This is a genomic window from Intrasporangium sp., assembly GCF_032907665.1.
In the GTDB taxonomy this organism is placed as follows: Bacteria; Actinomycetota; Actinomycetes; order Actinomycetales; family Dermatophilaceae; genus Intrasporangium.
In genome coordinates, this window is sequence record NZ_JAJJPG010000143.1 from 1 (window position 1) to 8,531 (window position 8,531).

The 8,531-nt window shown below is 70.6% G+C and carries 8 protein-coding genes; 6 read left to right on the plus strand and 2 right to left on the minus strand.

Annotated features, from left to right (window positions below; all coding sequences use genetic code 11):
• Positions 1-29 precede the first annotated feature (29 nt).
• Positions 30-617 (plus strand): DNA-3-methyladenine glycosylase I, encoded by a 588-nt coding sequence (locus LOY02_RS16185; protein ID WP_317183400.1) that lies wholly within the window; start codon positions 30-32, stop codon positions 615-617.
• A gap of 57 nt (positions 618-674) precedes the next feature.
• On the opposite strand, the gene LOY02_RS16190 is transcribed toward LOY02_RS16185, so the two are convergent.
• Both LOY02_RS16190 and LOY02_RS16195 read right to left on the minus strand, forming a co-directional pair.
• Complete coding sequence (locus LOY02_RS16190; RefSeq protein WP_317183401.1) at positions 675-1,976, minus strand: TrpB-like pyridoxal phosphate-dependent enzyme; 1,302 nt, start codon at positions 1,974-1,976, stop codon at positions 675-677.
• Between the two features lie 181 nt (positions 1,977-2,157).
• Positions 2,158-3,240, minus strand: coding sequence for an SGNH/GDSL hydrolase family protein (locus LOY02_RS16195; protein ID WP_317183402.1), 1,083 nt, complete (start codon positions 3,238-3,240; stop codon positions 2,158-2,160).
• Positions 3,241-3,390: 150 nt separating this feature from the next.
• On the opposite strand from LOY02_RS16195, the gene LOY02_RS16200 reads away from it, so the two are divergent.
• The 5 genes from LOY02_RS16200 to LOY02_RS16220 all read left to right on the plus strand — a co-directional run.
• Complete coding sequence (locus LOY02_RS16200; protein ID WP_317183403.1) at positions 3,391-4,020, plus strand: PH domain-containing protein; 630 nt, start codon at positions 3,391-3,393, stop codon at positions 4,018-4,020.
• A gap of 46 nt (positions 4,021-4,066) precedes the next feature.
• Positions 4,067-5,518 (plus strand): MFS transporter, encoded by a 1,452-nt coding sequence (locus LOY02_RS16205; protein ID WP_317183404.1) that lies wholly within the window; start codon positions 4,067-4,069, stop codon positions 5,516-5,518.
• Positions 5,519-5,676: 158 nt separating this feature from the next.
• Entirely contained in the window at positions 5,677-6,192 is a 516-nt protein-coding gene (locus tag LOY02_RS16210) for a SigE family RNA polymerase sigma factor (protein ID WP_317183405.1), read from the plus strand.
• Entirely contained in the window at positions 6,189-7,052 is an 864-nt protein-coding gene (locus LOY02_RS16215; protein WP_317183406.1) for a hypothetical protein, read from the plus strand. Before LOY02_RS16210 ends, LOY02_RS16215 begins: the two co-directional genes overlap by 4 nt.
• An 88-nt stretch (positions 7,053-7,140) precedes the next feature.
• A partial coding sequence (locus LOY02_RS16220; RefSeq protein ID WP_317183407.1) for an AMP-binding protein occupies positions 7,141-8,531 on the plus strand: 1,391 nt, incomplete at its 3' end.

An 8,531-nucleotide genomic window follows, 5' to 3' on the forward strand; every position in this document is an offset into this window, starting at 1 on the left:
CTGTCCGGCGCGACCCCTATCGTCGAACCATGACAGTGGTTGGTGCTGACGGTCTCTCGCGTCCCGCCTGGGCCGCAGAGGACCCGCTCCTCATGGAGTACTACGACACCGAGTGGGGCATGCCGGTCCGCGACGAGCAGGGACTCTACGAGCGGATCTGCCTCGAGGGCTTCCAGGCGGGGTTGTCATGGGTGACGATCCTGCGCAAGCGTCCGAGCTTCCGAGCGGCTTTCGCGGACTTCGACCCCGACGTCGTGGCTGAATTCGGCGAGGCGGACGTCGAGCGGCTCATGGGTGACGCGGGCATCGTCCGCAACCGGATGAAGATCGGCGCGACGATCCAGAACGCCCGAGCGACGATCGCCCTGCGGGCCGATGAGGGCCTCGTCGACTTCGTCTGGAGCTTCCAGCCGAGAGAGACCCCGCGACCGCATGACCGCTCAGAGGTGCCGACCGTGTCGGAGGAGTCGAAGGCTCTGTCGAAGGCACTGCGCAGCAGAGGATTCGCCTTCGTCGGGCCGACCACGATGTATGCCCTCATGGAAGCGATCGGCATGGTCGACACCCACCTGATGGCCAGCCACCGGCGCGGGGCCTCAGGCGTCTGGCCGGAATAGCCCGAGAGAGTCGAGGCCTCGGGGTCCCGCGTGCGGCAGCCGCACGCGGGACCGCGGTCAGAGGTAGTCCTCGTAGGCGGGCAGGTCGAGCACGCCATTGCCGGACAGGCCGATGACGATCGTCTCGTCGGTCGTCGCGGCACGGGCGTGTGCGAGCGCCGCGGCGACGGCGTGGGTCGACTCCGGGGCGGGGATGATGCCCTCGGCGCGCGCGAACTCGATGCCGGCGCGGAAGGCGTCGTCCTGCTCGACGGCCGTCGCGGACAGCAGGCCGAGCTCGAGCGCGTGCGACACCATGGGCGCCATCCCGTGGTACCGCAGCCCGCCTGCGTGGATCGGCGGCGGCACGAAGTCCTTGCCGAGCGTGTGCATCTTGAGGAGCGGGGTCAGTCCGGCCACGTCCCCGTGGTCGTAGCGGTACTCGCCCTGGGTCAGCGACGGGCACGCGGCAGGCTCGCAGGCGACCACCTTCGTCGTCGCGCCGTCGCGCAGGTTGCGGCCGATGAACGGGAAGGACAGTCCGGCGAGGTTGGACCCGCCGCCGGCGCAGCCGTAGACGACGTCGGCAGTCTCACCGATCTCGTCGAGCTGGGCGAGGGCCTCGATGCCGATGACGCTCTGGTGGAGCAGCACGTGATTGAGGACGCTGCCGAGGGCGTAGTGCGCATTGGGATCCTTGGCGGCGACCTCGACGGCCTCGGAGATGGCCATGCCGAGCGAGCCCGACGTGTCCGGGTCGGCGGCGAGCATGGCGCGGCCGGCCTCGGTGAGGTCGGAGGGCGACGGGTGGCAGACGCCGCCGTAGGTCTCCATCTGGTAGCGGCGGTAGGGCTTCTGGTCGTAGGAGGCCCGGACCTGCCACACCTCGCAGTCGAGGCCGAGCAGGGAGCAGGCGAGCGAGAGCGAGGCTCCCCACTGCCCGGCGCCCGTTTCGGTGGTGAGCTTCGTCGTCCCCTCGACGGCGTTGTAGTAGGCCTGCGCGACCGCGGTGTTGGGCTTGTGCGAGCCGGCCGGGCTCACGCCCTCGTACTTGTAGAAGATCCTGGCCGGCGTCCCGAGGACGCGCTCCAGACGATCGGCGCGGATGAGCGGGGAGGGGCGCCACCGAGCGTAGATCTCGCGCACGGTCTGCGGGATCTCGACCCAGCGCTCCGTCGTCACCTCCTGCTGGATCAGGGCCATGGGGAAGAGCGGCGCGAGGTCGTCCGGCCCGAGGGGCTGCTGGGTGCCCGGATGCAGGGCGGGTGGGCAGGGCTCGGGCAGGTCCGCCGCAAGGTTGTACCAGTGCGTCGGGACCGACGAGGGGACGACGGCACCGGTGGGATCGGTGAGCGGGTGGTTGGACCTGACCTCGGTCATGGGTGCTCCTCGGTGGTGATACGTGGTGGCCACGGTGCCACGAGCGCGAGGTTAACCGAGGGTAGGTTCCGCCGGAAGGTCTGTATCACCCGCAGAGGACCGGCCGGCCCGTTGTGGCCGGCGCCGACGATACGTCGTCAGCGCCGGCCACAACCTCGGGCGTGGGGTTGGGGGACGGCCGTCAGCCGGCCCGGCTCGCCGCGCGACCGGCGAGCTCCGCGGCCTGTCGCTCGGACCAGATCCGGTCGGCTCGGTCGATGCTCGCCCGGCTCGACAGGTCGACGCCGGCCGCTGCCGCGGCGGCCTTGGCACGCGGCGTCGTCAGGTCGGGTGCGACGAACTCCTTGGGCTTGATCCTGCGGTCGAGGGCGGCATACCGCTTGGCGTCCTCGGCGAGGGCGCTCGCAGACAGGGTGGTGGCCGCGCTGCTGGAGGCGGTGACGCCGAAGACGGGCTTGGTCAGGTAGGCGTAGCCGTCGCGGTGCCCGGCGACGTTGGGGTGGTAGCTCTCCGAGATCGGGTAGGACAGCCCGTTGATCCACTCGACGTCGTTGCACACGGCGTGGCCGATGAAGCGCGACGTCGGGTTGACGAAGGTGAAGCCCCGCGCCCTGGCGGCCGAGTACGTCCGGGAGTTGAGCAGGTCGGCCGTGTAGTTGAGGCGGGACTGCTCCGACGGCGAGAACCACGTGAAGGCGTTGCAGTCCTCACCCATGAAGATCCTCGGGTAGCCGACGACGATGACCTTCGCGTTGGGCGCCTTGGCGCGGATCGAGCCGTAGAGGGACGAGAGCCGGCTCGGCAGGACGTAGTTGATGATGTACTGCGCGTCGTCGATCGCACCGTTGCAGTTGCTCATCCAGCCCGGCAGCGCGCACTCGGTGAGGACATCCGCGAACCCGGCGTCGTTGCCGCCCACGGAGATCGTCACGAAGTTCGTGGATGTGGTGAGGGCGGACAGCTGCGTGTTGGTGACGTCTGCGACGGTCGCTCCCGAGCAGGCTCGGAAGGTGAGGGACAGGCCGAGGGCCGCGGCGTCGAGGGACGGGTAGGCGTACACGGATCGCTGACAGCTCGTGCCGTCGTTGATGTACGTCCGAGTGCCGGTGCCGGAGGAGTAGGAGTCGCCGAGAGCGACGTAGCTGCCTCCGGCAGCGTGCGCCGGCACGGCCAGGGTGAGGGCCGAGACGAGGCCGAGGACGAGGGTGGTGGCGAGGGTGAGGACTGCCGCAGCCAGACGGCCGCGTGGTGTGGTGCTCTTCACTGCGCTCTCCTTTGGGGGGTGTCAACCGCGATGTCAACCAGAGGCACTGCAAGAACCGACGCACGGATGGCCGCGGCGTCGTTACGGAGAGTAAGGGCGGTCCGGGGTGGCCGCCACCCGAAGTGGCGTGCCGAGCCCTACGCTGGCGCCATGGGATTCCCGGAGAACGTCCTCGCCAAGGGCGAGAGGGTCGAGCGCAGCATCCACCCGCACTGGCTGACCATCGCGGCGCCCGCCTTCGTAGGCCTCCTGCTGGTCGCGGCCGCCGTTCTCGTCGCCCGCGCCACTCCGGACGACTCGCAGGGCAATCTCATCCAGTGGATCGCCGTGGCGGTCATCGTCATCATCGCGATCCCCGCGGTCGTCGTCCCGTTCCTCCGCTGGCGGACGACGCACTACGTCGTGACGACACACCGCGTCATGGTGCGCCGCGGGATCCTCAGCAAGTCCGGCAAGGACATCACGCTCTCGAAGATCACGGATGTCTCCTTCCAGCAGACGCTCCTCGACCGGATCATCAACTCCGGCTCGCTGCGCATCGAGTCGGCGGGCGACAGCCCGGACGAGTCGCTGAAGAACATCCCGCACAGCAACCACGTCCAGCAGCTGATCAACCGGCTCATCGACGAGGACGACAACCGGCGCCGCATGGTGGCCCAGGGGCGGGCTGCGCACGGGCGGCCGGGTTACGAGCCGGCTGAGGATGACGACGAGACAGACCGTATGCCGCCGAGCGGGCGCCGCGACCGGCGTGACCGCCCCGAGCTGGCGGAGGAGTGAGATCGCACTTGACCTCAGGTGCGCTTGAGCTTGCATCGTGGAGCTCGTGACCCCGAGCGCTGAATCCACGACAGTCGTAGACTCTGGCGAGTCCCCTTCCGCTGCAGGCCTGTTCACCCGGCAGAACGCCCCGATCGTCGTCGCGGTCGTCGCGCTCGTCACGTTGGGCGCGTTCGAGAACCGTGCCGTGCTGACGGCCATGCCGACCGTCCTGCTCGAGCTCGACGCGGTGACGAGCTACGGTCTCGTCGGGGCAGCCCCGCTCGCGACCTACCTCGTGTCGCTCGCCACGGCCGGCTGGTGGGCCGACCGGCGCGGACCGGTCCCCGTCCTCCGGGCCGGCGCACTCACCTTCGTCGGAGGCATGGTGGCGGTGGCGGGCTCGACCGCGCTGCCGGCCCTCGTGCTCGGACGGCTGCTCAGCGGTCTCGCGGAGGGGCTGCTCGACGTCGGCGTCATGGTCCTCGTCGCCCGCGTCCTCGATCCCGCCCTCCGCCCGAAGGTCGTCGCGATGTTCGCCGCTGCCTGGGTGCTGCCGTCGGTGCTCGGGCCCGTCATCACCGGCGCGGTGACCGAGTGGGTCGGCTGGCGCTGGATCTTCGTCGCCGGTCCGGTGGTCCTCGCGCCGGTGTGGATCGCGCTACGACCGGCCCTACGTGTCGCGAGCGGGCTTCCGCGCACCGAAGCGGTCGGGGGGCGGGCGCCGGCGCCGACCCCACTGCGTGCGGTCCTGCCCTGGGCGCTCCTCGCGGCAGCAGCCCTCGTCGCGCTCAATCTCGTGACGGAGCAGCTGACCGTCCGGGCGCTCACCGTCACCGCGCTCGTCGGGGTCGGCCTGGCCCTCGCCGGGCTCGGCGTGTCCGCGCGGCGCCTGCTCCCGAGCGGAGCGCTCAGGGCCGCTTGTGGCATCGGCGGGGTCGTCGCGCTGCGCGGCCTGCTCAGCGCTGCCTTCATGGGGATCGGGGCGTTCCTTCCCCTCATCCTCACGGTGCTGCGCGACCACGGGCCGCTCACGGCCGGCCTCAGCCTGAGCATCACCGGCGTGACATGGTCGACCGGTTCGGCCATCCAGAGCCGGTTCGCGGCACGGCCGATGCTGCTGCTCCGGGTCGGCTTCGCCCTCCTGACCGCTGGCCTCGTCGGGGCCGGCCTCCTCGTCTGGGCGGACGTGCCGACTGCCATCGGCCTCGGTGGGTGGGCGGTGGCAGGCATCGGGATCGGCATGACCTCCGCCACGCTCTCCGTGCTCATCATGTCGGCGTCGGACGACTCGAACCAGGGCCGCAACAATGCAGGAGGGCAGATCGCGGCCTCCATGGCCGCCGCGGTCTTCTACGGGGTGGCGGGAGCCGTCCTCGCCATCGTCGGTGAGCCGAGTCGTCTCGCCTTCGGCGTCATCGCCGGCCTGGCGGTCGCGCTGGCCTGCCTCGGCCTGGCTGCCTCCGGCCGCGCCCGCTGTGCGCTCCCGGCCGTCGCCGCGCCCAACCGGGGAGAGTAACCCGTCGACCCCGGAGGCCGACTCGGGAAAGATCGTGGGGACATCGCCACTCGGAGACAACCTTCGTGGTCTCCGTCCCGTTCTCTCGGGTGACGGGCCCTCCTCACCGACCGGTCCCGGTCGGCCGAGCGGGCAAGGCGAGCTCACACGGGAGCGGCATGTCGGAAACGGACGAACAGTTCACGGCCTACGTCGTTGCGCGTCGGGACCAGCTGCGACGCACCGCGTATCTGCTCTGCGGCAACCACGCGACGGCCGAGGACCTCGTCCAGACGACGCTGACCAAGCTCTACCTGGCCTGGCCGCGCGTGTCACGGATGGCCGGACCGGACGCCTACGCGCGTCGGGTCCTCGTCACGAGTCACATCGACCTCGTGCGACGTCCGTGGTGGTCGCGGGAGCGATCAGCAGGCGACGACCTTCCCGAGCCGGAGGCTGCTGACGGCTTCACCTTCGAGGACCGGGACGAGCTGCTCGCGGCCCTGGGACAGCTGGCGCCGTCGATGCGTCGGGTCCTCGTGCTGCGGCACCTGTGGGGAGCCAGCATCGCCGAGACCGCCGACGTGCTCGGTGTCAGTGCCGGCACGGTCAAGAGTCAGACAGCCAAGGCAATTGCGCGCCTCGAGCAGCTGCTCGCGGCGACGCCCACGGAACACGAAGGGATCACGAGATGAACGACGAGCACCTGCGGGACCTCCTCCTGAGGGCCCAGGACTCCCTGCCCACGGTCGGCTTCGACCCCGCAGAGGACCTGGTGCGGGCGCGACAGGCGCGGACCCGGCGATGGGTCGCGCGGACTGGCGTGGGGGCCACGGCCGCAGTGGTGGGGGCCGCGCTGGCCCTCTCCATCATCCCCAGAGCAGGTGACGCCCTCGGGGGCCTCACCCCTGCGGGTGGGGGCTTCGCGACTGTCGCGAGCACCGCGGCGGCCTCAGTGGAGACCCAAGCAGCGGAGCCCACGACCACCGCCCGATCGGCGACGAAGGGCGCGGCCCTCACCACCGAGGAGCTCGGCACGCGCATGGAGGCCGCAATCCGCACGCATGCTGCGGGAAGCGACGACTACCTTCGTCCGCGACACGGCAACAGCTCGGGGTCCTATCGAGACGAGTTCTACAGGTTCGGCATCCATGCCACCTGGGCCAAGCAGGGCGAGAAGAGCCTCGGCGGTATCCGGGTGGTCTCCTCGGCGGCCACGGACCCGGAGAAGGAGCTGAGGGAGCCGTGCGGGGGCACTGGCCAGGGCCGCCTTGAGCCTGGCCAGTGCGCGCTCGTCGACCAGCGCGGAGGCAACAAGATCCACTACGGGTCGACGGACGGCACGCGCGCCGCGAGCATCACCTACGCCGACGGTCGACAGGTCTGGGTCATCGCGGTCGCCCTGCAGGGCGAGAGCTCCCTCACTCCCACGACCGCCCCGCTGCCGACCAAGGAGGAGCTCATCGCGATCGTGTCCGAGCCCGGCCTGGCCTGGCCCGGAAAGCTCGCGGACACCTCGGGCATCCTTGACATGATGAACTCACCAGCCGGCTGACCGAGCTCAGGGCGGGCTTGTCGTCGGGTCACACCACGGGTAGCAGAACTCTTCCCTCCCGCCTCCGGGCAGGTCCTAGAGTCGTGGCATGACGACGACGGACCGGACGCCGAGTGTGACCGAGGCCTACCGCGCGGCGCGCGACCTCCTCGTGGACCTGCGGGAGGACTACGACCGGGCCATCACGCAGTTCGCCTTCCCCGACGTCGGGGAGCGCTGGAACTGGGCGATCGACTGGTTCGACGCCGTCGCGCGGGGCAACGACGAGCCCGCCCTGACCATCGTCGAGCAGGACGAGTCCGCGCGGAGCGTGACCTTCGACGAGATGGCCAGGCGCTCCGACCAGGTGGCGGCGCACCTCGCCCGCATCGGAGTGCGACGCGGCGACTCCGTCGTCCTCATGCTCGGCAACCAGGTCGAGCTCTGGGAGTCGATGCTCGGCGTCATGAAGCTCGGCGCGGTCATCATGCCGACGACGGTCGCCGTCGGCCCGGGCGATCTCGTCGACCGCATGGAACGCGGTGCCGCCCGGGCCGTCATCACCAACGCGACCGAGGTCCACAAGTTCGCGGACGTCCCGGGCGACTACCTGCGCATCGCCGTCGGCGCCGACCCGTCCGACGCCTCCGACCAAGCCGGAGCGGAAGGGCCCGTGGGCTGGGAACCGTACTCAGCGGCATACGACCTCGAGGTGGGTCCGGCCGAGCACCCGGGGACCGGGCCCGACGACCGGCTGCTGCTCTACTTCACCTCCGGCACGACGAGCAAGCCCAAGCTCGTCGAGCACACCCAGCGGTCCTACCCGGTCGGCCACCTGTCGACGATGTACTGGATCGGCCTGCGCCCCGGCGACATCCACCTCAACATCTCGAGCCCCGGCTGGGCCAAGCACGCCTGGTCGTGCTTCTTCGCCCCGTGGATCGCCGAGGCGACGATCTTCATCTACAACTACTCGCGCTTCGACCCCGCGGCACTGCTGCGGGTGCTGCGGACCCACGAGGTGACCTCGCTCTGCGCGCCCCCGACCGTGTGGCGGATGCTCATCAACGCCGACCTCACCGGCGGGCCCGGCTCGCTCCGCGAGGTCATCGGTGCCGGCGAGCCGCTCAACCCCGAGGTCATCGCCCAGGTCGAGAAGGCCTGGGGGCTGACCATCCGGGACGGCTTCGGGCAGACCGAGATGACCGCGGCGATCGGCAACACGCCAGGGGCCCCACTCAAGCCGGGCTCCATGGGCCGGCCCCTGCCCGGCGTCCCCGTCGCCGTCGTCGACCCGCTGACCAACACGCGTGTCGCCGAGCCCGACGCCGACGGCAACCTCGAGGGCGAGATCTGCCTCGACCTGTCGCAGCGCCCGGTGCCGCTCATGACCGGCTACCAAGGTGACCCGGAGCGCAACGCCGCCGCGATGGAGGGCGGCTGGTACCACACCGGTGACGTCGCGTCGGTGGACGCGGACGGCTACATCACCTACGTCGG

Excerpts from the sequence above, each read along its gene's own strand:
- LOY02_RS16190 (WP_317183401.1), bottom strand. The coding sequence starts at position 1,976 with ATGACCGAGGTCAGGTCCAACCACCCGCTCACCGATCCCACCGGTGCC.
- LOY02_RS16210 (WP_317183405.1), top strand. The coding sequence starts at position 5,677 with ATGTCGGAAACGGACGAACAGTTCACGGCCTACGTCGTTGCGCGTCGG.
- LOY02_RS16215 (WP_317183406.1), top strand. The coding sequence starts at position 6,189 with ATGAACGACGAGCACCTGCGGGACCTCCTCCTGAGGGCCCAGGACTCC.
- LOY02_RS16200 (WP_317183403.1), top strand. The coding sequence starts at position 3,391 with ATGGGATTCCCGGAGAACGTCCTCGCCAAGGGCGAGAGGGTCGAGCGC.
- LOY02_RS16185 (WP_317183400.1), top strand. The coding sequence starts at position 30 with ATGACAGTGGTTGGTGCTGACGGTCTCTCGCGTCCCGCCTGGGCCGCA.